General features: G+C 43.6%; 30 protein-coding genes and 1 pseudogene. 15 read left to right on the top strand and 16 right to left on the bottom strand.

Translation table 11 applies throughout. From position 1 onward, the window contains the following. Positions 1-199: hypothetical protein (locus tag ADA55_RS30785; RefSeq protein WP_204375311.1), on the top strand; the 199-nt coding region annotated here is incomplete at its 5' end. Between the two features lie 72 nt (positions 200-271). Here ADA55_RS30785 and ADA55_RS22385 read toward each other — a convergent pair. Then, positions 272-516: pseudogene (locus ADA55_RS22385) on the bottom strand (DUF1871 family protein). 118 nt (positions 517-634) lie between these two features. On the opposite strand from ADA55_RS22385, the gene ADA55_RS22380 reads away from it, so the two are divergent. After that, a complete protein-coding gene (locus ADA55_RS22380) occupies positions 635-1810 on the top strand; it encodes a MalY/PatB family protein (protein WP_048687665.1) in 1176 nt (391 codons plus the stop codon). Between the two features lie 39 nt (positions 1811-1849). Here ADA55_RS22380 and ADA55_RS22375 read toward each other — a convergent pair whose 3' ends face one another. After that, complete coding sequence (locus ADA55_RS22375; RefSeq protein WP_048687664.1) at positions 1850-2605, bottom strand: TraR/DksA C4-type zinc finger protein; 756 nt, start codon at positions 2603-2605, stop codon at positions 1850-1852. A 143-nt stretch (positions 2606-2748) separates the two neighbouring features. Between ADA55_RS22375 and ADA55_RS22370 the strand changes: the two genes are divergently transcribed. Further along, positions 2749-3606, top strand: coding sequence for a manganese catalase family protein (locus ADA55_RS22370; RefSeq protein ID WP_048687663.1), 858 nt, complete (start codon positions 2749-2751; stop codon positions 3604-3606). A 41-nt stretch (positions 3607-3647) separates the two neighbouring features. On the opposite strand, the gene ADA55_RS22365 is transcribed toward ADA55_RS22370, so the two are convergent. The 4 genes from ADA55_RS22365 to ADA55_RS22350 all read right to left on the bottom strand — a co-directional run bounded on the left by ADA55_RS22365 (position 3648) and on the right by ADA55_RS22350 (position 5896). After that, positions 3648-4262, bottom strand: coding sequence for a PH domain-containing protein (locus ADA55_RS22365; protein ID WP_048687662.1), 615 nt, complete (start codon positions 4260-4262; stop codon positions 3648-3650). A 40-nt stretch (positions 4263-4302) separates the two neighbouring features. Next, complete coding sequence (locus ADA55_RS22360; RefSeq protein ID WP_048687661.1) at positions 4303-4779, bottom strand: GNAT family N-acetyltransferase; 477 nt, start codon at positions 4777-4779, stop codon at positions 4303-4305. A gap of 168 nt (positions 4780-4947) precedes the next feature. Next, positions 4948-5172 (bottom strand): hypothetical protein, encoded by a 225-nt coding sequence (locus tag ADA55_RS22355; protein WP_034310272.1) that lies wholly within the window; start codon positions 5170-5172, stop codon positions 4948-4950. Between the two features lie 133 nt (positions 5173-5305). Then, positions 5306-5896, bottom strand: coding sequence for a peptidylprolyl isomerase (locus tag ADA55_RS22350; RefSeq protein ID WP_034310270.1), 591 nt, complete (start codon positions 5894-5896; stop codon positions 5306-5308). A gap of 178 nt (positions 5897-6074) precedes the next feature. Between ADA55_RS22350 and ADA55_RS22345 the strand changes: the two genes are divergently transcribed. Then, on the top strand, positions 6075-6461 hold the full coding sequence (locus ADA55_RS22345) for a kinase-associated lipoprotein B (RefSeq protein WP_034310268.1): 387 nt from the start codon (positions 6075-6077) through the stop codon (positions 6459-6461). Positions 6462-6498: 37 nt separating this feature from the next. Here ADA55_RS22345 and kapD read toward each other — a convergent pair whose 3' ends face one another. Continuing rightward, positions 6499-7122 carry a 3'-5' exonuclease KapD gene (gene kapD, locus ADA55_RS22340; RefSeq protein WP_034310264.1) on the bottom strand — a complete coding sequence of 208 codons (624 nt, stop codon included), beginning with the start codon at positions 7120-7122 and terminating at the stop codon, positions 6499-6501. 258 nt (positions 7123-7380) lie between these two features. On the opposite strand from kapD, the gene ADA55_RS22335 reads away from it, so the two are divergent. Beyond that, on the top strand, positions 7381-9240 hold the full coding sequence (locus ADA55_RS22335; RefSeq protein ID WP_048687660.1) for a transglycosylase domain-containing protein: 1860 nt from the start codon (positions 7381-7383) through the stop codon (positions 9238-9240). A gap of 514 nt (positions 9241-9754) precedes the next feature. Here ADA55_RS22335 and ADA55_RS22325 read toward each other — a convergent pair. Further along, on the bottom strand, positions 9755-10327 hold the full coding sequence (locus ADA55_RS22325; protein ID WP_226990530.1) for a DUF5366 family protein: 573 nt from the start codon (positions 10325-10327) through the stop codon (positions 9755-9757). A 318-nt stretch (positions 10328-10645) separates the two neighbouring features. On the opposite strand from ADA55_RS22325, the gene ADA55_RS22320 reads away from it, so the two are divergent. Genes ADA55_RS22320 through mnhG form a run of 7 tightly spaced genes read left to right on the top strand, consistent with a single transcriptional unit; the run spans position 10646 to position 16374 of the window. Continuing rightward, positions 10646-13051 carry a Na+/H+ antiporter subunit A gene (locus tag ADA55_RS22320; RefSeq protein ID WP_048687658.1) on the top strand — a complete coding sequence of 802 codons (2406 nt, stop codon included), beginning with the start codon at positions 10646-10648 and terminating at the stop codon, positions 13049-13051. Beyond that, positions 13048-13470: a Na(+)/H(+) antiporter subunit B gene (locus ADA55_RS22315; RefSeq protein ID WP_034310256.1), complete on the top strand. Its 423-nt coding sequence runs from the start codon at positions 13048-13050 to the stop codon at positions 13468-13470. Before ADA55_RS22320 ends, ADA55_RS22315 begins: the two co-directional genes overlap by 4 nt. Further along, complete coding sequence (locus tag ADA55_RS22310) at positions 13470-13811, top strand: Na(+)/H(+) antiporter subunit C (RefSeq protein WP_048687657.1); 342 nt, start codon at positions 13470-13472, stop codon at positions 13809-13811. Before ADA55_RS22315 ends, ADA55_RS22310 begins: the two co-directional genes overlap by 1 nt. Further along, complete coding sequence (locus ADA55_RS22305; protein ID WP_048687656.1) at positions 13804-15285, top strand: Na+/H+ antiporter subunit D; 1482 nt, start codon at positions 13804-13806, stop codon at positions 15283-15285. The genes ADA55_RS22310 and ADA55_RS22305 overlap by 8 nt, the downstream gene beginning before the upstream one ends. A gap of 6 nt (positions 15286-15291) precedes the next feature. Continuing rightward, on the top strand, positions 15292-15768 hold the full coding sequence (locus tag ADA55_RS22300; RefSeq protein ID WP_048687655.1) for a Na+/H+ antiporter subunit E: 477 nt from the start codon (positions 15292-15294) through the stop codon (positions 15766-15768). An 11-nt stretch (positions 15769-15779) separates the two neighbouring features. Continuing rightward, a complete protein-coding gene (locus ADA55_RS22295; protein WP_375792924.1) occupies positions 15780-16052 on the top strand; it encodes a Na(+)/H(+) antiporter subunit F1 in 273 nt (90 codons plus the stop codon). Next, a complete protein-coding gene (gene mnhG / locus ADA55_RS22290) occupies positions 16036-16374 on the top strand; it encodes a monovalent cation/H(+) antiporter subunit G (RefSeq protein WP_048687653.1) in 339 nt (112 codons plus the stop codon). Before ADA55_RS22295 ends, mnhG begins: the two co-directional genes overlap by 17 nt. A 53-nt stretch (positions 16375-16427) precedes the next feature. Here the strand turns inward: mnhG and ADA55_RS22285 are convergent, their stop codons facing one another. The 6 genes from ADA55_RS22285 to ADA55_RS22260 all read right to left on the bottom strand — a co-directional run bounded on the left by ADA55_RS22285 (position 16428) and on the right by ADA55_RS22260 (position 21314). Further along, positions 16428-17147 carry an MOSC domain-containing protein gene (locus tag ADA55_RS22285; protein WP_048687652.1) on the bottom strand — a complete coding sequence of 240 codons (720 nt, stop codon included), beginning with the start codon at positions 17145-17147 and terminating at the stop codon, positions 16428-16430. Between the two features lie 95 nt (positions 17148-17242). Further along, the gene (locus tag ADA55_RS22280) at positions 17243-17641 is read right to left on the bottom strand and encodes a hotdog fold thioesterase (RefSeq protein WP_048687651.1); all 399 of its coding nucleotides are present in this window, start codon (positions 17639-17641) and stop codon (positions 17243-17245) included. A gap of 115 nt (positions 17642-17756) precedes the next feature. Beyond that, positions 17757-18320 (bottom strand): 5' nucleotidase, NT5C type, encoded by a 564-nt coding sequence (locus ADA55_RS22275; RefSeq protein ID WP_034310235.1) that lies wholly within the window; start codon positions 18318-18320, stop codon positions 17757-17759. A gap of 15 nt (positions 18321-18335) precedes the next feature. Next, a complete protein-coding gene (locus ADA55_RS22270; RefSeq protein ID WP_048687650.1) occupies positions 18336-19433 on the bottom strand; it encodes an FAD-dependent monooxygenase in 1098 nt (365 codons plus the stop codon). 23 nt (positions 19434-19456) lie between these two features. Further along, positions 19457-20551 carry a bifunctional diaminohydroxyphosphoribosylaminopyrimidine deaminase/5-amino-6-(5-phosphoribosylamino)uracil reductase RibD gene (gene ribD, locus ADA55_RS22265; RefSeq protein WP_048687649.1) on the bottom strand — a complete coding sequence of 365 codons (1095 nt, stop codon included), beginning with the start codon at positions 20549-20551 and terminating at the stop codon, positions 19457-19459. A gap of 13 nt (positions 20552-20564) precedes the next feature. Continuing rightward, positions 20565-21314 carry a GTP cyclohydrolase II gene (locus tag ADA55_RS22260; protein WP_048687648.1) on the bottom strand — a complete coding sequence of 250 codons (750 nt, stop codon included), beginning with the start codon at positions 21312-21314 and terminating at the stop codon, positions 20565-20567. Positions 21315-21571: 257 nt separating this feature from the next. On the opposite strand from ADA55_RS22260, the gene ADA55_RS22255 reads away from it, so the two are divergent. Next, positions 21572-21943, top strand: a complete 372-nt coding sequence (locus ADA55_RS22255) for a hypothetical protein (RefSeq protein ID WP_048687647.1) — start codon at positions 21572-21574, stop codon at positions 21941-21943. A 63-nt stretch (positions 21944-22006) separates the two neighbouring features. On the opposite strand, the gene ADA55_RS22250 is transcribed toward ADA55_RS22255, so the two are convergent. Next, the gene (locus ADA55_RS22250; protein WP_048687646.1) at positions 22007-23512 is read right to left on the bottom strand and encodes a leucyl aminopeptidase; all 1506 of its coding nucleotides are present in this window, start codon (positions 23510-23512) and stop codon (positions 22007-22009) included. A gap of 271 nt (positions 23513-23783) precedes the next feature. On the opposite strand from ADA55_RS22250, the gene ADA55_RS22245 reads away from it, so the two are divergent. Both ADA55_RS22245 and ADA55_RS22240 read left to right on the top strand, forming a co-directional pair. Next, positions 23784-24266 carry a divergent PAP2 family protein gene (locus ADA55_RS22245; RefSeq protein ID WP_034310222.1) on the top strand — a complete coding sequence of 161 codons (483 nt, stop codon included), beginning with the start codon at positions 23784-23786 and terminating at the stop codon, positions 24264-24266. A gap of 9 nt (positions 24267-24275) precedes the next feature. Then, positions 24276-25064 carry a cobalamin-binding protein gene (locus tag ADA55_RS22240; RefSeq protein ID WP_048687645.1) on the top strand — a complete coding sequence of 263 codons (789 nt, stop codon included), beginning with the start codon at positions 24276-24278 and terminating at the stop codon, positions 25062-25064. A 60-nt stretch (positions 25065-25124) separates the two neighbouring features. On the opposite strand, the gene ADA55_RS22235 is transcribed toward ADA55_RS22240, so the two are convergent. Beyond that, a complete protein-coding gene (locus tag ADA55_RS22235) occupies positions 25125-25817 on the bottom strand; it encodes a 3D domain-containing protein (RefSeq protein ID WP_048687644.1) in 693 nt (230 codons plus the stop codon). Between the last annotated feature and the right edge of the window lie 173 nt (positions 25818-25990).

The following is a 25990-nucleotide window of genomic DNA, read 5'->3' as shown; positions in this document are numbered from 1 at the left end:
ACGAGTAAATTACACAAACTTACGAGTAAAAGCACAATTCACGAGTAAATCACCGAAACTCACGAGTAAATCACTGAAATTCACGAGTAAATCACCGAAACTCACGAGTAAATCACTGAATTTCACCAGTAAATCGACGAATCTCACGAGTAAATCACTGAATTTCACGAGTATACTGCACAAACCATCAGTTAACTGAACAAACTATGGGTAAGAGCAAAAAACTACGTAAAAAAGGTGCCCCTGATTTCCGGGTACACCTTTTTCAACTTTATATCGAACAGCTGGCATCATTTTTTATGATGAGCAGCTTTCGTGCAACGTCCAGGCACTTTTCCATCTGAATGGATTCATCAATGCGAACTCGTAAATGGATTTTATTTTTTCCGCCAGTTCCTTCGGGTCATCTATATCCCGGATTGCTACGACCGTATCTGCAATTTCCGGCTCATATAGATCCCAACCTATCTTGAAAGGGTCCCATTCTTGTAAAACGGCAACCAACGCTAAATTCATTTGCTGTGTATCCATCTAATTTATCACCTGCTCAATATTTTCAAAGAACATGATATCATAGTATCATAACAACAGGCTTTTCGCGAAGACGACAAATTTTTATTCGGTGGTGGATATTTTGAACAAATCAATTTTTGAAGAACAAATCAGCAGGGAAAATTCAGGGTCTGCAAAATGGGATAAAAACTCCCTCACATCCTTATATGGGCGCGAGGATGTTCTGCCAATGTGGGTTGCCGATATGGACTTCCCATCTCCTAAGGGCATTCAAAAGGCATTGATGGAACGCTTGAATCATCCGATTTTCGGCTATACCGTCCCTTCTGAAACGGTCTTCACTGAAATTCAAAGCTGGCTTAAAGACCGTCACTCCTGGCAAATCGATAAGAAGTGGATTTCATTCAGCTCCGGCGTCGTTTCCGCAATCGGTACAACGATCCAGGCATTCACGAACCCGGGCGATAAAATACTGTTACAATCTCCCGTCTATACCCCATTTTTTGATATGATCAAAAATAATGACCGGGAAGTGGTCAATAGTCCCCTTATCATAGAAAAGGACCGCTTCGAGATTGATTTCAACGATTTTGAGGACAAGCTGAAAAGCGGAGTGAAACTATTCCTTTTTTGCAGTCCGCATAACCCTGGCGGACGCGTTTGGACAAAGGATGAACTCCTACGGATCGGGGAGCTATGTGAAAAATATGATGTAGTCATCGTCAGTGATGAGATACACGCTGACTTATTCCATACAACATCCAAGCATTATCCGATTGGCTCCCTTTCAGAAAAATTAGCGGATAGGACCGTTACATTGATGGCGCCAAGCAAAACATTCAATATTGCCGGCCTTCAGGCCTCATTCCTGATCACCAGTAATGAAAGATTGCAGAAGCAACTGCAAATGGCGCAAACGAAACTGGCCTTCCATGGTCTTAACATCTTTGCCTTAACAGCAATGGAAGCCGCGTATCGGGAGGGCTTGGAATGGCTTGAAGACATGATAGGCTACATTGAGGAGAATATAAAAGTGGCAGAGGAATTCATTGCAGCCGAAATCCCTTCACTGCATGTCATGCATCCGGAAGCCTCTTACCTTTTATGGATTGACTGCCGTGACCTTGGATTGAACGACAAGGAAATAAAGGATCGACTGATCCATCAAGGGAAGCTCGCATTGGAGCCTGGTTCTAAATACGGACCTGGCGGAGAAGGTTTCGTCCGAATGAATCTCGGTTGTTCACGCAGCGTCATGATGGATGGGCTAAACCGGTTGAAATTGGCTTTTTCTTAAATGAAAAAAGAACCAGGCTTAGAATCCTGGTTCTTCATTTTAATCTTTTTCTTCATCCACATAAGGATCATGCTCATATCGGGGCAAATCCCCAAACGGGGTTTGAATATTTTCTTCAAAAAGTTCTTCCTTCAATTCTTCATATTGGGAGTTTGGATAAACCGTTACCTCTTTCCCGTACATATCCACACCAACGAAATTTTCATAATTTTCGACATAGCCGACATTTTCTTCGGACTCGACATACATATCTTCGTAATCGTTTGGCGGATTTACGAAATCGGAAGGCGATTCAGATGTTCCATAACTGGCAACATCCTGCCAAGAATCTTCCGCATCGTAGGCAACCGATTCATGCCGGTCATCATAATCAAACCTCCCGAATGGGGGTCCGAGCACTTCCTCTTCCACCGGCCGATTGTCCGAAGTTTCCTGTGAGGGAGTATGCTCGACACAATAAGTCGTTGTAGGGATTGCTTTCAAACGTTCAAGAGGTATTTCCTTTGAACAAACCTCGCATTTGCCATACTCACCTGCCTCGATGGCAGAAAGTGCTCGTTCAATATCCCTTATTTCATCCCGATCATGCTCGGTAAGGGCCAAATCCTTTTCCCGTTCATATAGCTCGGTTCCTTCATCTCCGGGATGATTATCGTAACTCGATAACTCACCAGTCGAATCCTCCATGCTTCTTCTTAAATCGTGGTTGCCTGAATCACTTAATCGTTCTTCCAACTCTTGCTTCGTTTGCTGCAATTGCTGTTGAAATTCTTTTAGCTGCTGATTGGATAGCATGTGCAACATCCTTTCAAAATCGTTCTTCCCTCTAGTATTTCTCTCTTCCCGTCATTCCATAAAGGTACTTTTTACCTTAGGAATAAATTAATTCAGATAACAGAAGCTAACTTAGAAATATTAATTTTAAGGAGGGCTTCCATTTGTATTTCTATAAAGAAGACTTAATCAATATGATCGTTCCCGATAAGCCTGATCCAAATGCTGCAAAAGTGCTCCAGGAAACGCTTGGAGGGCAATTCGGTGAAATGCGGACGATGATGCAATATTCTTTCCAAAGCGCCAACTTCCGTGGCAAGGCAAAACAATATCGTGATTTAATTCGTGGAGTTTTCTTGGAGGAATTGAGCCACGTTGAACTTGTCCAATCTACCATCAATCAGCTGCTGAATGATGCTGGCGGGGATATGCCTGGAGATTCCGGTATCGATGACGCTCCATTGGATGAAGTCATCAAAGGCGGCGCAAACCCTCACCATTTCATCATCGGTGCGAAAGCATCCCTGCCCGTTGATGCTGGCGGCAATCCATGGAACGGATCATGGGTTTATGATCACGGTAATCTTGTGGCCAACCTTTTGAATAATGTCATGCTTGAATCTACGGGAGTCCTGCAAAAGTCCAGGATTTATGAAATGAGTTCCAATAAAACAATGCGCGAAACACTGGCATTTTTAATGGTTCGCGACAATGCCCACCAAAATGCATTTGCCAAGGCATTGGAAACGCTTGGGGTCGACTGGGGGAAAATCTTCCCTGTGCCTAATTATGATTTGAACAAATATCCTGAATGTCGCAAATATGTGGATTTAGGCTACCATAATGCCCAATTCAATTTCAGGATGGATCAAACACGGATCAGCCAGATTTTCCAAGGGGAGACACCGAGCCGAAATGGCGGAAACCTTGCTGTTACCGAGCCGCCAAAAGGATTCCCGGTCCCTGAAATGCCGGATATGCCAAATGAGCATAGCCCGGGATTGAGTGATTTGAATAATTAAAAAAGAAAGGCGGACACATCATTCTGTGTTCGCCTTCTTTTTTAATTATTGATATATTTCTCAAAAACAAAGCCAAAATCTTTCACATGGTACTTTTTCCGGCTGTCCATCAACCATTCGAAAGCGGCCGAATTAATTTCCTTGAAGCTTGCAGCCATTTGGCTTCCATCAGTTCGAACCTGGTTCAAAGTGGAAGAAGCAAGGTTTACGCTTTGCTGGGCATATTGAAGGGCAAATTCATTCTCATGGCAAATTTCCGATATTTTCACGAGTGATTTGAACAAGTCTTTTAATTCTTCAATGAATTTCTTATGGACATCAATGGAGAAAGTCTTTGCACCGATCGAAAATTTAATTTCTGCATCCAAATCCACTGTCCCTGCGGTTTCAAGCGTGGCATTGGAAATCGTATACTGGCTGTAGCTATATCTTGTAAGTGTTCGCTTTTTGCTAATCGCACTTGTGCCGTCCAAATGTATGAACGCTTGATTCGTGAAACAGTACTCATCGGTTTTCGATTTAATCAGGAAATAAATTTTTTCCCCATCTTCATGCATGATATAATCATCTGCATCCACCTTGTCATAATCTGCAGGACTAATCACACTTCCAATATCACTAAGACCAAGGGCATCAGCCGCCATTTTCTTAAACATAACCATTCCCCCTATCAATATCCAGGTGAATTTCACCTTATTATAAGCATTTCTCCAGTATGATCTCGTCTCGGATCGGAATTCCATCAAAACTGTAAAATGGTATTTCCGGCTTGATTTTCCGTGATTCTTCCACGGCATTTTTAACGATTTCCGAAATGACATAACCACGCTTTTGAAAAAACTTCAACGCCTGTAGATTATCGTTCGTTGTAATCGCTTTAATAGTATGGCACTTTTTTTCCTTAGCGATATTTTCCATCACATAAAGCAATGATGAGCCCACACCTTGATTCTCATGCTCACTGTTCAAAGAGATGATCTGACATACATGGTCGGATAATTTGTATGTTCCCAATCCCGTGATTTTTCCATTCTCGTCCATCACCCCAAAACCCTCAAGTTCCGCATAATGAAACAAGCCTCTTGAAAAAACGACTTGAGTCGTCTCCCAGTGCTGAATGAAAAAGTCCTTGACCGTATCTGCCGCAATCATTCTTTTAGCTACGATTTGCATAACCAATTACGCCCCCAAAGTTTCTATCTCTATGCTTATAGTATAAAATGCTTATGCTAAGAAGGGAACATTTAATTCTTTACGACCTTCTAACAAAACATAATACCATTCATATTCAGATAATCAATATCAAAAAACGGGGCTCGCGATGCAGGCATCCTTCCGGGATCAGGAAATGGTATCATCCTTTATACGCTGGTTCCTTCTGGTGACCTCATCTTCGAATTGCTTCGTTTTCAATTCTTCCTTCTTTGAATATCTTATAATCGCCCTCATCGTAAAAACGGCCGCCACTAAAAAAATGAAGCAAGTTATACCAGCCGAGATATATTCAGTCTTGTCTTCCGGAAAGTAAAGAAACAAACCTAGTAAAGCATGATTGAGAAAGTCCATCCGTTACATCCTTCCTGATAGGGAATTAAACTGCATTCTCTCATTATATCAATTACCAGAACAATCCACTAGTGGGCCTAATCCACTAAAACATAAAAAACGAGAGGCACTGAGCCCCTCGCTTATCTTTTATTTATAAAATGGTGATCCCTTTAATGACAACGTCCACTGCTGGCTTGTCTCCCGCAACTGTCTCTACGTTAGCAATCGTATCAACAACGTCCATGCCTTCGACCACTTGTCCAAAAACAGAGTGTTTATGATCCAGCCATGGTGTGCCTCCTTGTTCCATATAAGCACTGATGATTTCTTCCGGATAACCGGCTTGCTTCATTTGCTCACCCATCCTGCTGTCCACGTGCTGGGCTTGTACGACGAAGAATTGGCTGCCGTTTGTTCCCGGGCCTGCATTAGCCATGGAAAGAGCTCCGCGCAAATTGAATAATTGCATGGAGAACTCGTCCTCAAATGGAGCTCCCCAAATACTTTCTCCACCCATTCCAGTCCCTGTAGGATCTCCGCCTTGAAGCATGAAATCCTTGATGACACGGTGGAAGATGATTCCTTCGTAATAACCGTTTTCAGCATGTGTCAAGAAATTCTCCACTGTCTTTGGAGCCAGTTCAGGGAATAGTTTAATTTTAATATCGCCCATCGTCGTTTGCATGATGACCGCTTTTTCATTTTCCAAAACTTCACTTGTTAATTGCGGAAAGTTTGTCATTGTACATAACCTCTTTCTTTTTAAAATAAAATGGCATGAAACACCATTTTCCATCTTCATTTGTACACTTTACACGATTTTCATAAAAAAAGCATCTTTACGAAATTGAACAAATTCGCTGTAAAAAATCGTTGTTCTTATGTATCATGAAGGAAGTTAAAAGAAAGGTGGTAGGGAAATGTCAGAACAGGATTTTAAAATCGGCGATAAGGTTACCGCCATATATAAAACTGGAAAATACATCGGGGAAGTCACCGATATCAGACCTGCTGCATATCTTGTTAAAGTGTTGGCTGTTTTGAAGCACCCCATGCAAGGAGATCTTCATAACCCGAAGCAAACGGAAGTGTCCATGTTCCATCAGCGGCGTGCTCTTGCATTCCGGGAACAAACCAATGTACCAAAAAATATGGTAAGGACTTTCGATGAGGAGATTCCGGAGTATAAGGAATCCTTAAGAGAAGCTGTTGATAAAATGAAAGGCACTTTAAGCGAAGCCCAAACAGAGTGGAATGATAAAAGCTTACAGTTGCTTGAAGATCTAGCGGCGGATTATTTCAAATAAAGCTTAAAAGCCAAATCAGTAGTATATGATTTGGCTTTTATAACGCTAAATGATTCAATACCTTTGATAAATCAATGCGGTCGCCAATTGTCGTCGGTTCATGATTTTTCATATAACTTTTATCTTTCTCCACTAACTTAAAGATATTATATGTCGTAATCGCATCATCGAGCGCCCTATGATGCTTGCCTGTCCCTTCTTTGCCATAGGCCTGTACAGCTTTCCAAAGTCCGGTTTGATTTTGATCCCCGAAAAAGCGTTTATACTCCAGGCATAGATCATTTTCCTTACCTGAAAAAGGGAAATCCAATCCTGCCTTCTGACAATTCTGGCGAAGCACCTTCATGTCCATATTTCCCCAAGTAACAATCGTCGTCGGGTGCTGTTCATCTATTTTCTTCAATAACGCAACCAGCTCTTCAAATGAAATCCCCCGGTCCACCTGATCCTGGGTAATGTTCAAGAACTTCTTGCATCTTCCCGTTAAAACTGGAAATTTCAATGGGTTAACAAAAGATGAGAATTGTTCCTCAATGGTCTCATTAATGACGGTGACTAAACCAACCTCAATGATTTCCGGATAAAACCCCGTTGGATTGGCTTTTCCTTCCGGCATCGTAAATTCAAAATCTATGAATACATATTGCTGTTGTTCCTCCATTTTTATGACCCCCTTCATATTCCTGACATCAACATATAAACAAACATGGTTTTTTCTCACGAGATTATTATAACAGAAGATTTAGAAAGTTATTTCTTTGCCATTCGGATACCGCGCTCGCCGTCATACCTAATTTACCCAAAACTCTTTATTGTCTACCTCTTTTGGATTATGATGGATGAATGAGCCAAAAGTACCATTTTTTCATTCCTTCATTCCAAGGACATACTAAAAATATATTAGTTAGGAAGTTGAACTATGCGCACGTATCTTGGCTATATCACGATTTCCCTCTTAGTTCCCGTATTGATCCTTTTCATTTTCCTTTCCCATCAGGAGTGGTCCTTAGCGCAATCTCCCTATCATGTACTCGACGAGCGGATTCCTGTTGAATCGATAGAACTGGCTCAGAATAGTTACATGAAGGCCGCAAATGGAAAGGTCATCAGTGAAATTTCCACTGGTGAGAAACGGACTTACTTAAAACTTGAAGACATCCCCCTTTTCCTGGAAAATCTGTTCATCGTTACAGAGGACCAGAAATTTTATGATCATGCAGGAATCGACCTATCCGGCATAAGCAGGGCGCTTCTTATCAATTCACAAAATAAAACAATCGAACAAGGCGGCAGTACCATTACCCAGCAACTGGCCAGGAATGTTTATCTATCACATGATAGGACATATAACCGAAAACTCAGCGAACTCATTTATGCCTATCAGATAGAGCGAAAAAAATCAAAACCGGAAATCATGGAGCTGTATTTGAATGCCATCTATTTCAGTAATGGAGCTTATGGAATCGAAGCTGCTTCCCAATATTATTTCAGTAAACCGACTGAAGAGTTAACCAAGGCGGAACTTGCCTTCCTTGCCGCAATCCCTAATAATCCGGAATACTATAATCCCCTTGAACATTTCGATGCGACGAAAAAGCGTCAGGAGAGAATGCTGGAACAAATGGTTGCCAATGGTGCTTTAGAACAGGCCGAGTACGAAAAGCTTATCAAAAGTACGATTAAATTAGACTTGTCCACCCCGGTCGACTTACATCCCGATTACGTGACATATGTTCATCAGGAATTGAAAAACCTGGTGGCATCCTCCGAGGGTCTCGACAAATCTCTGCAAAGCACAGATGTCGCTATACTTAAGAACGCGGAAGCCGAGTTGGATAAAAAGGTCAAAAAGCTTTTGAATTCCGGTGTAACCATCCATACCGCACTCGATACTAAACTGCAAACACAATCAAAGACTGCTGTACAATCAAAAATCGGTGTCAATGATATCGAGGGAGCTTTAGTGGTTATACAGCATCATACGCACGAGCTTGTCTCTTTGATTGGGGGAAAAGATTATAAAAAAAATTCTTTCAACCGTGCATACCAAAGCTATAGGCAGCCAGGGTCAGCGATTAAGCCGCTTCTCGATTATGCTCCCTATTTAGAAGAAACGGATGCTGACATCAATCAGCTCGTAAGCGGAGCAAGCTATTGCAGCAATAGCTATTGTCCAAAGAATTATAGCGGCGACAGCTATGGGATGGTCAAACTTAGAACTGCCTTCGCTCAGTCCTATAACACACCCGCCATAAGATTCTTTGAAAAGACGGGGATGGAAACGAGTTTCAAGTACCTGGATGCTTTCGACTTTAAAAAGGTGAGCAAAAAAGACCACCATACGAGTTCGGCAATAGGCGGATTCGAATATGGCATGAGTCCCCTTGAACTCACAAATGCCTATACTTCCTTCCATGACGGAAACTATCAGCCAGCGCGTGCCATTACAAAAGTCACCGACCAAGAAGGTAAAGTCCTTTATAAATGGAAAGACCGCTCCAAGGAGATATGGAACAAACGCACCGTAGCCAAGATGCGGCAACTGCTCCATGAAACAACCCTATCCGGAACAGCACGCAAAGCCTACTTTCCTACAGATTATGTCGGCGGTAAAACCGGTACGACCAATGATGTCAAAGACATGTGGTTTGTCGGTCTGACAGCAAACTATACAACAGGGGTTTGGATTGGAAGGGACAAGCCATCCAATCTACAATCCATTTATTCACATTCACCCCATCTATTGATTTGGAAAGATATCAGCCAGACTGCCGAGTGAAAAAAGAAGGTGCCGCAATGGCACCTTCTTAGTTTGTCAATAAAATGAGGTTCGGAATGATCTCAATCCCTGACACGATTTGATCATGGAATTATTACCATGATTTTAAAACAAGACATGGTCTACTCCATGATTTGTTTTACAGGGGATGAAACCTCAATAGATTGAAAAAATTCGCGACACTCCTGGCGAATAACCAGCTAGCCAAGACAATGCTAGCCGCTTGCTTTGATATTATCGAGTTTGTCTACAGTCTGATGGCACCTTCCTGTTGTCGACAAAAGAAGTTCCATCTAAATGTTAAAACAAAGTTGATTGGAGCGGGTGTTCGAGACTCCTGCGGGAAAAGCGCGTCAAAGGAAGACCCCGCAGGCGCTGGCGCCGAGGGCGGACCGCCCGCGGAAAGCGAGTGCCTGGAGTGGAAATCAACCTTCTTACATTTCCTCAAAAAAACTGTAGGCAACTCATTATTGTCTACATTCTGTAAGGTGCCGCAATGGCACCTTCTTTTTCGCTATATGGGAAGACTTGCAATGACGCTGTTATAGAGCTTCAATCCCGCATAAGCGACTATTGAAATCAGTGCCGTCCAAACGAAGATTGGAAAGAAGACCAATCCCACTAGCCTCGACAAATTCAGGCTCGGGCTCAACTTATTGACAAAATAAATTAAAGCCACGACATTCGTCGCGATAAAGATCGACCCAAGCCCGAAGATGAATTGAACGCTGAACAATGAACAGGCACCGCCAATCACATAAATGACAGACCCCTTTCTTACACTGTTCAGGGCTTTACCCTCCGAATCCTTGGAAAAGAATAATAAAGACAGCTCCAATATCGTATCGGAGATCAGCTTCAATGCAGCAAAAACCATGAAGAATAAAAGGAGCAATACGATCAGCAGCGCCAGCTTGATGCCGGCTTCAGAAAAGAATTCCAGCATCCCTTGGTAGATTCCCAAATTCCCAAATAACTTGAGCATTTGCATTTCCCCATAAATGGCAAAGGAGAGGCTGAATAATAGGATTGAAATGATTGGTAAATAGCTAAATAAATACGTGTTTTTCATGATTTCTCCATCCATGTGTCTTTTATCCTATATTATGCAAGATAATCCACGATTTCACAATGGATACTCTACTCATTCACCGTTGAAAAACTTTTTTAATAAATTTTTCAGGACGGTTCCCCCTCCTTTTCTACCTATATATAAAACATCATTCAAGTTGGCCTTCACCGTTTTTAAAGCCATGCAAACCCACATAAATTGCGTTATACTTTTAAGCGAGGCAAGCATTCGATAAAAAAATACATATTCAACGAAGATTTCCTAACGTCTAGGATTGCGTGAAAAAAGCATAATAAGACGACTGACTTCGTTTTTAAAAAAAGGGGGGAGTTTATGTCTTTACTTCATTGGGCGGTATTATCACCGTTTCTATTAGCACTTATTGTACCGATATTGTACAAACTATTTCGACAAATCCACACAGGATGGTTTGTATTGATTTTACCGATTCTCCTTTTCACCTATTTTTCAAGGTTCATTTCCTTGACCAAACAAGGGGATATCGTCATGGAAAGCGCAACATGGATTCCTTCTCTCGGAATAGATGTTGATTTCTATGTCGATGGACTAGGGCTTTTATTTGCCTTACTCATTACAGGTATTGGTTCACTCGTCGTTCTTTATTCAATTTTCTATTTATCGAAGGAGAAAGAAAAGCTGAACCAATTTTACGTCTTCCTTTTGCTTTTCATGGGGGCGATGCTTGGTGTCGTCCTTTCCGATAATCTAATAGTCCTTTATTCGTTTTGGGAATTCACGAGTTTATCATCTTTTCTATTGATAGGATATTGGAATGAGAGGGAGCGTTCACGTTATGGGGCGCAGAAATCGCTGCTGATCACTGTGCTTGGAGGCTTAAGCATGCTTGGGGGCATCATTCTCCTTTCCATTATGGGGAACACATTCAGCATACGTGAATTGATTGCCCAAAGCGGGGAACTTATGGACCACTCGCTCTTCGTTCCTGCACTTTTGCTTGTGCTGCTTGGCGCGTTCACTAAATCCGCACAGTTCCCGTTCCATATCTGGCTTCCTGACGCGATGGAAGCCCCTACTCCGGTCAGTGCTTACCTTCATTCCGCCACAATGGTCAAGGCTGGCATTTATTTGGTTGCCCGATTAAGCCCTGTTTTTGCAGAATCAGGATTATGGTTCTGGCTCGTTTCGATCGCCGGATTGATCACCCTGTTCTGGGGCTCATTCTCTGCAATCAAGCAGACTGATTTGAAGGGGATTCTCGCTTTTTCCACCATCAGTCAGCTCGGATTGATCATGTCGCTTTTGGGACTTGGTGCTGCGGCACTCCACTATGAAACGTTGGGGGAAAATATATACTTGGCAGCCACGGTTGCAGCAGTATTCCACTTGATTAATCATGCGACCTTTAAAGGGAGCCTTTTCATGGTTGCAGGCATCATTGATCATGAAACCGGTACGCGTGATATCAGAAAGCTTGGCGGATTGATGCAGTTGATGCCGATCACTTTCACCGTCGCTGTGATAGGTGCTTTTTCAATGGCTGGACTTCCGCCCTTCAATGGTTTTTTGAGCAAGGAAATGTTCCTGGCCAGCATGGTGAATGTATTGGAATTGAATATCTTCAATATGGAGACATGGGGGGTCCTGTTCCCTGTGGTTGCATGGGTAGCCAGTGTATTCACTTTTATTTACAGCATGATTGTCGTGCTCAAACCCTTTACTGGCAAACTTCAGTTACAACTTTTGGAAAAGAAGCCCCACGAGGCACCGGTCGGGATGCTGATATCCCCGATCATCCTTGCTTCGTTGGTCATCGTTTTCGGTATTTTTCCAAACTTGCTGTCTTCATCCATCATTAAACCTGCGGTAGCCGGCATACAGCCAAGCTTGGCTGGACCGGATTTCCAAGTCCATATCGCCTTCTGGCATGGATTCAAACCTGAAGTATGGATGACCATCGGCATCATAGCTTTTGGAATTCTATTATATAAAACGCTTCCGAAGTGGCAGAAAGTCACTCAGTGGATTCCTGAACGCATCTCCCTGAATGCTTTGTATGATAACGGGGTAAGAGGGCTCGAACGTTCAGCTTCCTTCGTCATGAAAGTGTTAATGACAGGTTCGATTCGGACATATCTGCTTTCAATCTTCCTTTTCTTCATTCTTTCCTTGGGCTTTACGCTCTATTGGAAGGATGCATTTAAATTGGATGCAGGGGATTTTGCCCCGATCGGCATATATGAATTGGTATTAGCCGGAATCATCGTGATTGGCTCGGTCGCCATTCTGTTTGCAAGATCCCGTTTAACTTCCATTATCATCTTAGGAGCCGTCGGTTATACGATTTCCCTATTTTTCGTTTTGCTGCGGGCACCGGATTTAGCCTTGACTCAACTAGTCATCGAAACGATTTCGGTATCGCTGTTTTTGCTCTGTTTCTTCCACCTTCCGTTAATGGCAAGCAGAAAGGAAGAACGGATGACGTTCAAGTTGAATAATGCCATGATATCCATTGGTGTAGGAGTCATCGTCACATTGATTGCCTTATCGGCACATAGCAATAAACTATTTGATTCCATATCCAGTTACTATCTTGAAAATGCTTATAAGGAAGCAGGCGGGAAAAACGTCGTAAATGTCATTCTCGTTGACTTCCGCGGACTTGATACGATGTTTGAAATCACTGTCCTTTCCATCGCTGCGCTCGGAATATTCGCGATGATCAAATTGCGTTTGACAGGGGGGAAAGATAAATCATGAAGCAAAATGACCTGATTCTCCAAACGGTTACGAAAGTCGCCGCCTTTGTTATCTTGCTGTTTGCAGTGGCCATCTTTTTAGGCGGGCATTATTCGCCAGGCGGCGGGTTTGTCGGCGGTTTAATGACTTCAGCCGCCATAGTCCTGCTGTTGCTCGCTTTCGACATTAAAACCGTCACCGGCATTTTGCCGATTGACTATAAGTTAATGATCGGTTCAGGCCTGTTCATATCAAGCCTGACCGTGGCCGGTGGGCTGGTGTTCGGGGTGCCCCTCATGACACATGTTTATCAATATGTTGATTTACCGCTTCTTGGGCACATCTCGCTTCATACCGCGGTACTTTTTGATCTGGGTGTTTATCTTGTGGTTGTTGGTGTAACGATGACCATTATTCAAACGATAGGGGAGAGTGAATAATGGAACTTTTAATGGCATTTGTCATTGGAATACTATTTATGTGTGCGACCTATTTAATGCTTTCCAAAAGCATTTTAAGAATCATAATCGGTACTGGGCTGCTCAGTCACGGCGCCCACCTTTTGATTTTGACGATGGGCGGTTTGAAAGGCGGTTCCGTCCCATTGCTGAGTGATGAAGCTGCATCCTATGTCGATCCGCTTCCGCAAGCGCTTATCTTGACGGCGATCGTCATCAGTTTTGGAGTCACATCATTTCTGCTGGTACTTGCTTATCGGACCTACCAGGAACTCGGTACGGATGACATGGAAGAAATGAGAGGTACGGAAACGAATGAATAATCTTACTTTCATGCCTGTTTTATGGCCGCTTTTCACAGGCATCCTGCTCATTTTCTTTGCAAAAAAAATCAAGCTGCAAAGAGGGATATCGCTTTTTTCCTCTTTTATCGGAATTGTAATTTCCCTTTATCTAGTGTTTACGGTCCGTACTCAAGGGATCTTGACTTTAGGCGTCGGTAGCTGGGATGCGCCATTCGGGATCGTGATCGTCGCAGATATGCTTTCTTCGCTGCTCGTACTGACCACGAATATCATTGGATTGGCCATACTGCTTTATTCGTTTTACTCCATAGGGGAAGAACGGGAAAGACATTATTACTATCCTGTATTCCAATTTTTACTGATCGGGGTAAACGGTGCCTTCCTAACGGGGGATCTTTTCAATCTATTCGTATTCTTCGAAGTCATGCTGATGGCTTCCTACGTGCTGCTTGTACTGGGAGGTACGAAAATCCAGCTGAGGGAATCATTAAAGTATATCATCGTCAATGTACTATCCTCTTCCTTTTTCGTCATCATGGTGGCGTATCTTTATTCAGTCGTAGGAACATTGAACATGGCGGACATCAGCCAAAGGATAACGGAAGTCAACCAGCCCGGAATCATCTCGGTGATAGCGATTGGCTTTCTGATCGTCTTCGGTTTGAAGGGAGCCATTTTCCCGCTTTTCCAATGGCTGCCTGGGTCTTATTACGCTCCGCCCATTCCAGTGATGGCTCTATTCGGGGCATTGCTGACAAAGGTCGGGATCTATTCCATTTTCCGGACCTATACACTGCTGTTTTATCATGACCAGGATTTCACCCATACATTCCTTGCGATACTTGCAATCTTGACCATCATCATCGGTGTCATTGGTGCTATAGCTTATTGGGATGTAAAAAAAATCATCATTTACAATATCATCATCGCCGTCGGGGTTATTCTATTCGGCATCTCCGTCATGAATGAACAGGCCTTATCGGGTTCCATTCTATATATCATTCATGACATGCTGATCAAGGCTGCACTCTTCCTGCTGGTTGGCATCATGATCAAAATCAGCGGATCGGATGATTTACGGGACATGGGCGGTTTGATCAAGCAATACCCTGCCGTTGCATGGACCTTCTTCATAGCGGCCATATCTTTGGCTGGAATCCCGCCGTTCAGCGGTTTTGCCGGCAAGCTCCTTATTCTTCAGGGAGCTGCAGAAAAAGGGGCATACTTGGGAATGGCCGTTGTCTTAATATCAAGCTTGATGGTCCTGTATTCCGTCATGAAAATATTCATGCATGGCTTTTGGGGAACTCCAAAAGCTGATCATGCCTTAACTAATGGAAAGGTTAATAAAATGTTGGTTCCAGCAGTCCTCCTCGTCATCATTTCCGTTTTATTCGGAATAGGGACAGAATCGGTTTACCCATACATTACACAAGCTGTAGATTCATTAATGAATCCCGAAATCTATAACAAAGCGGTTTTAAAGGAGTAGTGCCTGATGTCATTCCAAATTTTACTGAATGTGTTCCTTGCGTTTATCTGGATGTTTTTAAAAAATGAGTTTAACGGGAGCACTTTTATCATCGGATATATATTGGGGCTCGGCATCATGTTCGTCTTCCGTCATTTTTTCAATGATCGTTTTTACTTGAAAAGGGTGAATGCCGTCGTTCTATTGCTGCTCATATTCGCAAGGGAACTCATACTTTCCAACATTAGCGTCCTTAAGGCCGTGCTTAAACCGAGCCTGGATATGAGGCCTGGCATATTCGCATTTGAAACCGTGCTGACCAAGGATTGGGAAATTACGATACTATCGAATTTAATTACACTTACACCAGGAACATTAGTCGTTGAGGTATCGGAAGATAATCGGATTCTTTATATCCACGCGATGGATATTGCCGACAAGGAAGAGGCTGTTGACAGCATTAAAAATACATTTGAAAAAGCGATTATGGAGGTGGGCAATTAATGTTCGATCTAATGCTTAAAATTGCGTTGCTCGGTGTTTCGCTTTCCATGATTGGATTCTTATACCGTTTAATCAAAGGGCCTTCCGTGCCGGATCGGGTCATCGCACTCGATGCAATGGGAATAAATCTTATCGCAATCGTTGCACTTGCCTCCATTGTCATGGATACAAGTGCATATCTGGAAGCCATTCTTCTGCTCGGAATCCTATCTTTCATCGGTACGGTCGCTTTCGCCAATTTCCTTGAGAAAGGGGAGATAATCGAAGATGACCGCAATCGTTGAAATCCTATCGGCCCTATTCCTATTAATGGGAGTCTTTCTCTTTTTAGTCTCGGCTTTCGGCATCATCCGGCTGCCCGACGTCTATACAAGAAATCACGCTGCCTCAAAAAGCTCGACACTTGGAATCATGTTCATCCTGATCGGCACCTTGTTATATTTTTATTATAAACATAGCCATTTCGATTTCCGGGTCGTGCTCGCGATCATCTTCATCTTCATGACCAGTCCTGTTGCCGGACATTTAATCATGCGCTCGGCTTATCATACTGGCGTAAAAATGTGGGATCGGAGTGTCCAGGATGATTTAAAGAAAACCCGGTGATCCCTGCCATCGCAAAAGAGCTGCCCTGATTACAGGAGCAGCTCTTTTCTGTTTCAATCTTTTAAAAATACTTGGTCGCCCACTCTGATTTCACCTGTTTGCATGACCGAGGCATATACGCCAAAATGATTTTCCCTTTCCTTGACGACAGTTTTCAGCAGTGATGGATCTCTATGTGAATCGCTTGGATCGACAGTTATGATCATACAGCGCTCACAATGCCTTTTGATCTCCAATTCCACTTCATTTCCGATTAGAATCCTTTTTCCGAACCATTGCTCTTCTAAAAAGGGGGTTTTATTCACTAAGGATATAATCAAATTTTGCCTGAATCTCCTGCCATCCAGTTCTTTTCCCCAAAGCTTAGTCAATTCGCCAATCGAGGCATCACTGACAAGCAGGATGTTTTCTTCTTCAATCGCACCTAACGGAATATGTGCAGGATGATAAACAACTGGTTCTGCCTCCTGTTTCAACAACCGTTCCATTTCCTCCTGAAAGGCTCCCTCTCCCCATGTCAAAACGTTTCCTGAAGGTGTCTTCACTTGGATTTCCGGATATTGGTCAAGTGCTTCCTCGCCAGAAAAAGCAGCTTGATAACGGACCATTTCCGGGACCTGGGTTATCGTCAGGAACTTCCCATTTTTGCCTTTAAAGGCATGGCTGCGATCTCCATATAGTCCATAATCCATCACCTTCGTTTTCTGTACCTGTTCACCAGTGAATGATTTTACAGGATGACGGGTGATTTCTTGTATATGACCCACCAGCATAAAAAAAACCTCTTTTCATACAATAGTCTACTGCGATATTATACGTAAACCGGATAATGTAGAATCATTGCGCCAATTTACGTTGTTCTTTTGATTCACTTTGACTTCGGTAAGTCGATAACGGCCAATGTACAGCGTGAAATGCAGATAAGATGATCCTCTTCATCACGGATCTTCACGTCCCACACCATCGTCGTCTTCCCGCGATGGATGATGTTCCCCTCTGCGGTAACAACACCTGAACGGACGCCTCTAACATGATTGGCATTGATTTCAAGGCCGACGACAGCTTGTTTTGTACTATCTACCAGCATCATCCCTCCAAAGCTTGCAACGGATTCCGCAAGCGCAACGGACGCTCCACCATGCAATAAACCATACGGCTGCCTAGTACGTTCATCCACAGGCATCGTCGCAATGACTTTCCCCTCGCCGACTTCTTTCATTTCAATCCCCAGCGTGCCTATCAATGACTTTTCAATATTTCTCTCCATCCCATTACCCCCGACTCTCTTGTTTTTTTAACAAAAAATGAACCGTTATTCATATTAGTATACAAAAAAAGGATGACCCAAGTCTATCAAGTCATCCGTCAATCATGTAAATGTATTATTTGGAGAGGATTTCTTTTAATTCAAACCAGCTTGTCAGTCTAGGAATATCCAATTCCCTGTTATAGGAGTTATCCATTGCATACACTTTCGTTGGAATATCCAATAACGTTTCCAGCACCGCCGGTTTATCATCAAAATAATAATCCAATTCCAATTTGCGGATCGTATCAATTTTTTCATGATCCTTCATCCCGCAGTAAAAATGGTCATCCTTAACCGGAAAGCCGTTTTCGATCAGCCATTTTTTCGTCCGTTCACCATGTTCCGCTTTTCTGGCGGTGATGTAATAGATTTCATGGCCATCGCGTTCAAGCTCCTGCAGCGTTTCCACTGCGCCCTCGAAGGCTGGACAGGATGAATAATACACTTCATCGGCCAGGCTGTTCCACATCTTGCCCCCAGCCTCTTTATCAAGTCCGAAAGCTTCATGGATCTCCAACGTCTTTAAAGCCCTGAATTTCGTTAACTCTATGTTCGTATTAAGCTTTTCATTATAAAGATGGAACGCGAACTCCCTCAAGTTAATAAGGGTATCGTCAATATCAAAACCGAATTTCATATCCTTCACTCCTATTCAAACATAAGCGGCGGCAAACTTTGATGCGAAGGACATCTCCTTGTCCACCTGAACGGCCTGTAATCTTTCAATCTCGGCTTTTCTTTTTGGCTCAGCCATTTTAAGTCCAAGGAAGCCAGTATCCCCCTGCAGGATGCATCCAGAAATAAGCTCGGCCAATATATCAGCATCCTTCATGGCACAATTGAGTCCGAACGCACCTGTAGGCGTCATCGTATGGGCTGCATCACCTAATAAAGCAACGCCATCCTTTGTCCACGTTTCACAATAGCTGCTGTAAACATCCAATAAAATGAAGTCCTGCCAAGAGCGGATATTTTCACACACAACCTTTTTTAATTCAGGAAAGGCAAGAAGCAAATCTTCAATGAACGGTTCAAAATGCTGTTTTCGCAAATGGGGAAATGAACCATGCTCTATATTCCAGCCAATTTGGATGAAACCTCCGGCCTGGGTGAAGAGGGCAACCTGGGAGCCATTGACCAATGCCATCTTGATCGAAGGCCTCCACCCCTCCGGAGCAGGAATTTTTGCCCACAGTAAATCATAGCCATGATCTTTAATCTCGACTGGTATTCCCGCTTTTTTTCGAACGATGGAAAACCTGCCGTCCGCTCCGATTATCAATGGACTTTGCACTTCAAGATCATTCCCGCCATTACGGGCCTTGACACCCGTAAAACGGCCCATTTCATTCTGCATCAAGCCGGTAACCCTTGTATTCATCATCAATTGAAAGGAATCCAGCTTTTCGGCCTCATTCAATATGGCTGTAAGCAGATGGTTTTGAGGGACATGTATCCCAACATGATCGACAGGCCATTCTGGGAAAATGGTTTTGAATATTTGGCCGTCATGCCAATATTCAATTTGTTCCATCCTAAGCAAGCCAAGTTTTTCCACACTATTGAATAAACCGTGCTTTTTAAGAATGCCCTCTCCTTCATCGTTCAAGAACTCGCCCCTGAACTCCCTTGAAAATTCAGGATGCCTTTCAAGCAATACGACTGAAATGTCCTGCTTGGCCAATAGGTAAGCCAGCAGGGCACCTCCAGGACCTGAACCGACTATGCATACATCTGATTTAACCTTCATGCCTCTTCACCTGTTGTCTATTTTTATTTAGGATAAGCCGTGATGCGTAAGTCCTCACCAAACGTTTCCACGCCAGAGAAGGAAACATCCATCGCTTCATCCATCGTATCCACATTCATGCCAGTATACGGTGTTAGTGAGTTTCTACCGCCCAATAGTTTAGGGGCTATATAAATCAAGTATTTATCGATGAGCCCTTCCCTAAGGAATGAGGCATTCACTTCGCTTCCGCCTTCCAGCAAGACATCCGTAATCCCCTTTTTATACAGCTCTTCCATTAATGCCTTTAGATTCAGTCCAGTCTCGTTTTTGGGGACGAAAATGAATTCAATCCCTTTTTCACGTAAAAGGTCCATTTTATCCGCAGGTGCATTTTCCTGCGTTACGATCAAGGTCTTCGCATCTGATACTTGTACAACTTTGGCATCCAATGGAACCCGTAATTCACTGTCTAAAATGATCCGGATCGGATTTTTCCCTCCGCCCTCCGGAAGTCTGGTCGTCAGTGATGGATCATCGGCCAACACAGTCCCGATACCAACTAGGATGGCATCCACCTCATCACGAAGCAAATGAACGGAATGACGTGAGTCTTCTCCTGTTATCCACTTTGAATGGCCTGTGTGGGTTGCAAGTTTTCCATCGAGTGTCATCGCATACTTCGATATGACAAATGGACGATCCGTCAGCATATTGTGAATGAAACGCTCATTCAGCCTTTGAGCTTCCTTTTCCAGGACGCCGACTTCGACTTCAATGCCTGCATCCTTTATGATAGATATCCCTCTGCCGGCCACTTCCGGATTCGGATCTTGAGTCGCAACCACCACTCGCCGGACACCTGATTCTCTCACCAAATTTGCACAAGGAGGCGTCTTTCCATAATGGGAACAAGGCTCAAGAGTCACATAAAGCGTTGCACCTTCTGCATACTCACCCGCCATTTTGAAAGCATGTACTTCCGCATGCGGTTCACCCGCTTTACGGTGAATCCCTGTCCCGGCTATCACACCGTCTTTCACTATGACTGCCCCGACCACTGGATTTGGATTCGTCTTTCCTTTAGCACTGGCTGCCAAATCCAGTGCCAGCTTCATGTAATATTGATCATCATTCATTCTATAGCTCTCCTTATACAATCAAAGTTGGCTTCTTTTTGGGAATATGTCCAGACTTCTTAACCTTTGTATCGAGATAGAAACTATTATCCTCCGTCAAACCGCCCCAAAGCGGAATATGGTCCTTTGCCGCAAGTCCATGCTTCATGAGGGCATCCAGCTTTTTGGGGTTGTTCGTGATTAAAGTCACCGGATCCTTACGCAGTTCCCTCAATACGCGAATGGCTCCCTCGTAAGATCGCGTATCGTCTTCGAATCCTAAAGCCTCATTCGCCTCGACCGTGTCATAACCTTCCTGCTGAAGCAAATAGGCAAGGGATTTGGAAAACAGGCCAATCCCTCTTCCTTCATGGTCCGCAAGGTAAAAAATGGCCCCGCACCCATGCTCGGCTATCATCTTCATCGATTGGTGGAGCTGGTAGCCGCAATCACAGCGTTTACTGCCGAAGATATCACCTGTGTGGCAGATGCTATGCATCCGGACAAGTGCATCCTCCGACTTTTTAAAATCACCATAAACCAATACGGAGGATTGCTGTCCAAAAGCGAGGTTCGCTTCCGAAAGCGAATCAAGCACCGTATCCTTGTCATTATCCGCGCCTTCAAGCTGAAGCCATGTATACCATTGGAAAACCGTTGAGAAATCTCCCTGTTCAACCGGCAGGTTCACAGGTCCCACAAGGCATATATCAGCTTTACCGGGGGTTTTGATGATATTCATTTTATCTATTAAAAGGTCTTTTGTTTCCTGGGTTATTTTCATGTTAACATCACCTATTTTATAATAATTTATAGTGTGTCTTCTCCTTACTTTAGGTAAGTAAGTATATTACTATACACTATACCTGTCAATGAAGCAGTTTACAAATAATAGTGTGTCTTTGATCATAATTTTCAAGAAGTTTTTTTGCAGAAAAAGGTCATTCACAAACCACTATCATATCGGCTGGCCTTTATACATATTTTAACGTATAACGAAAACCTGTCTATAGACAGACCTAAGGAAAGGAAGGAAACCTTTTGGAGGATTTCCCTTATTTTTTATATGATCCTATCTTATTTCCGCCTCACGCCAGGAATCGGCCATTGCGTCCCTACTCGGCACCCAATCCAGATCTGCTAGTCAAATCGGCAAAGACCTCGCAATCTTTGATGCTTGATGTTAAAAAAGTCATGGATACCATAGCCACATCCAAGCCTTTCTCGAACCGGTTGATGACTGCTGCCCAAGCATCGCAAAAAAATGTCGTGATCGATATGATCCGAAAGATAGGAATTAAGAACGAACCTGATATTACGTATAACCCCGATGGGATCCGTTTTGATTTCTATCCTAAAGAAGGGGAAGAAAATTGCCATATCATCGTCAGCTTGAAATGGAGGGATGCATAACGACCATCCAACACCTTTTTGGTAAAAAAACCGAAGCCTATTTTCGGCTTCGGATATTTAGGTTCATCTAGTCTTCGTTTCAAAGGTTTCAACCAATAGTGCAAGCGTGCGTGCCATGACACCGGTAGCCCCCGATGTGCACAATTCGGAGTTGCTCGAGGTTGTGGAAGTTCCGGCAATATCCAGATGGACCCACGGAGTGTCTTCGGCAAATTCACCGATGAAGGCGCCGCCCATGATCGCATGTCCCGCCCCTCCAGGTGAATTATTCAAATCCGCCATTTTACTATTGCGTACCCGCTCTTTATCCTTTTCCGTAATCGGCAATCTCCAAATGGGCTCCCCTGCCTCCTCTGAGGCTTTGACCACTTGTTCATAGAACTCCGTGTCATTTGTCATTGCACCCGTCATATCCATGCCTAGCGCCGTTATGACACCACCCGTTAATGTGGCAACGTCAATAAGATAGTCAGCACCATGATGTTTAGCGTAAGTCATGGCATCCGCCAAAACCAGACGGCCTTCCGCATCCGTGTTCAATACCTCTATCGTCTTGCCGCTCATGGCAGTGATCACGTCATCGGGCTTGAATGCATCGCCGCTGATCATGTTATCGGTGGAAGGAATGACCGCCACGACATTTTGGTCGGGTCCCAATTCGCCGATGATTTCCATTGCACCTAAAACGGCTGCCGCACCGCCCATATCCGTCTTCATTCCAACGATACCAGCCTTCGTTTTCAATGAGTATCCACCCGTATCGAATGTGATCCCTTTACCGACCAACCCGATAACATCCTTCCATTCATCCTTACCTTGATACTTCAGGACGATCATTTTCGGAGGCTCGACCGAACCTTTATTGACAGCAAGGAGTGCGCCCATTCCCAACTTGAGCATGTCTTCCTTCTCGAGGATCTCCACTTCAAAACCATAACGTTCGCCCAAGGCAGATGAATAATTCGCCAAATCCGTGGAAGTCAGCAAATTGCCTGGTGTATTGACCAAAGTTCTCGCTGAGTTCGTCGCCCTTCCGAAAATCCTCCCTACATGAAGCGCGGCACCGACCTCTTCTTGATCAAATTCACTGTAAACCGTAATCGATTCAAGGCTTTTTTCGACCTGGTTCGATTTTTGCTTGTATCCGTCAAACTTATAGGAAGCAAGTTCAAAAGCCTCGGAACAAGCGTGCGCTGCGTCCAATGCATCCAGATTTTCAGTCGTGAATGTATCCAACGCGATCGAAAGTGTCGTAATCTTGGATTCATTAATCGTCTTACGCGCTTTTCCCAACGCTTCGCGGAGCGTTTCAAAAGATAGCTCCTTTTCCTTGCCCAATCCTACAAAAATCAATCTCTTTACGCTTAATTTACCTAATGTATGTATTTTGACCACTGATTTTTTCTTGGAAGAGATTTCCCCGGCTTTCACTAACTCTGTCAGCTGGCCATCCAATCGTTCATCCGCTTCTTTTCCTATCCCTGTAAACTTTACGGGTCTGTCAAATACGCCTAGAATCAGGCATTCATCAATCAAATCTATATTTAAGGAATTTTTTACTGTGAACATTCTGCTACCTCCTCCATTCTATTACATTCATTATAACGAAATCTTCAAAAATTTTCGAATAAGGTCCGCGAAAATAATAATAACAAGGTATATTGTTTAGAATGGGTGACTTTAGAGTAATAGTATAAGAAAGATCATAATTATACTATTACCAGCAGGGAATAGACAGGACTTAATGGAACTAATAATAAGGGCCTTATTCCGAACAGGATGTAATTTACCCATATATGGATTTCATCTTTACTTATAACTAGAAAGAAGGCTGATACTCTTGGAATTATTACTCAACTTCCCTTTAATCGCAGCATTGATTGCCATTTTCTTTGCTCAATTCATTAAAGTGCCCATCCACTTCATAGCATTTCGTAAAGTCAACTGGTCACTCATTAACTCCACAGGCGGTATGCCAAGCTCCCACTCTGCGGCCGTGTCAGCCCTGACCGTAGCGGTAGGGATCGAAACCGGAATGGATTCCCCTGTATTTGCCGTTGCCGCGATCTTTGCAATCATCACGATGTTCGACGCGACAGGAGTGAGACGGCAGGCAGGAGAACAGGCAGCCGTCTTGAACCAGCTCGTTACCGACTTCAATACCTTTGTCGAGCAAGCAAAGAACTGGCAGAAAAAAGCAGATAAACAGAAACAGCAGCAATTAAAGGAACTGTTGGGCCATAAGCCAATCGAGGTATTTTTCGGAGCCTTGACCGGAGTATTCATTGCATTGGCACTTCACTTTTTCATCTTTCAAGGGTAGGTGTTCAATTTGAAAATAATCTCTCTTTGCCCCAGCAATACGGAACTATGCACATATCTAGGAATCGAAGATCAGCTGATCGCCATCGATGACTACTCTGATTGGCCTGAAACCATACAGCATCTTCCTAAAGTGGGGCCCGACTTATCGATCGATATCGATCATGTGGAATCACTAAAACCCGATTTGGTGCTGGCTTCACTGAGTGTACCGGGCATGGAAAAAAACATTGAGGGGCTAAAGGAACGGAACATCCCCCATATCATCTTCAACCCGCAATCTCTTGAAGATATCGCAAAAGATTTACTGACCTTGGGCGAGGCGATGGATCTTAAGGAAAAAGCAGAGGAACAGGCTGCCAAATTCCGTGATGCCATCCTTCAATATAAAAACATCGCAGACAAAATCGAAACAAAGCCGTCCCTGTATTGGGAATGGTGGCCCAATCCCTTATTCAGCCCCGGGGGAGTTAATTGGTTATCCGAGATCAGTACGCTTGCGGGAGGATATAACCTTTTCGAAGATATCGACATGGCAAGCATTCAAGTTACTTCCGAAGAGGTCCAAAAAAAGGATCCCGACCATATTTGCTTAGCTTGGGTCGGTGTCCCTTTACGAAAAGTAAACCCGGCGCTTGTCAAGAAACGGCAAGGGTGGACTGATATGAAGGCCGTCCGGAATAACCATATTCACATCATGGAAGAACCTTTATTCTGCCGGCCTTCCCCGCGTTTACTGGATGGGCTGTCCATATTGGCAAAGACTCTGCATCCTGAAGCCTACAAAGGCATGCCCTAAGGGCGTCCTAAATGAAACAGAAAAGGCTGCCTCAATTGAGGCAGCCTTTCACTTTCCTTTTTAAAAAGCAAAGGAAGCTACATTCTCATTCAATGTTTTCTCAGCGATTTTCGGCTTGAATACCTGCTTGATCTTGGTTTCATTCAACCTGCTTAACTGTTGTTCGGATAACTCGCCGTTCCCTTTTTGGACAACATATACTTCAAGGGTTTTCTTTCCCCAGTTCTCGTACACATCCTGTACCGTTTCGTAGTATAGGTCCAGGTGATTCCCTTTGATCGCACCACCCTTGTCCGCTACAACCCCATATCCATAGCCCGGAATCCAAAGGATGGTTCCGAGAGGGAATATGGCAAGATCGGCGGCAATGGTGGAAAACAGATCCCTTTTCACCTTCACCCCTGAATACGTGATTCCATAGGATGGGCTTTCCGGGTACTTTCCGGTTGATTCATACCCTGCTGTATATCCTGTAGCCAAAACTTCATGCTTCGGATATTTCGAGAGCTCGATTGCCTCCGCTATCGTCGTGGGACCATTGCTCGCGGATGCCGATGCCATTAGCGTTGCCACTTGCCCTCCACTATGAATCGCTTTATATTCGAGACCAAGCATTCGATGTTGTCTCATCGCTTCTTCAAAAGGATGATCTTCAGGCACAGCCCCAAAAACATGATTCAAGGTCGATTCGATGGCCAAGATAAATAATATGATAATAGCAACCCTCAAAAATAATGCCTTTACAATCTTCATATGTATCAATTCCACTCCTCTCACAAGGATATTTGTTCCCTTTACGGAGTGAAAGTATTCATAAAGCCTGGAAAGAACCAATTATTCTTACAAAAAAGGCTCTTTTCGTAAAGATTGTTGTTATTAAAACGAAACTATTTAAGGTTGATTGGAGCGGAAGTGCGAGACTCCTG

Source organism: Bacillus sp. 220_BSPC (assembly GCF_001054655.1).
In the GTDB taxonomy this organism is placed as follows: domain Bacteria; phylum Bacillota; class Bacilli; order Bacillales; family DSM-1321; genus Peribacillus; species Peribacillus frigoritolerans.
This window is presented reverse-complemented; position numbering and strand designations above follow the sequence as displayed.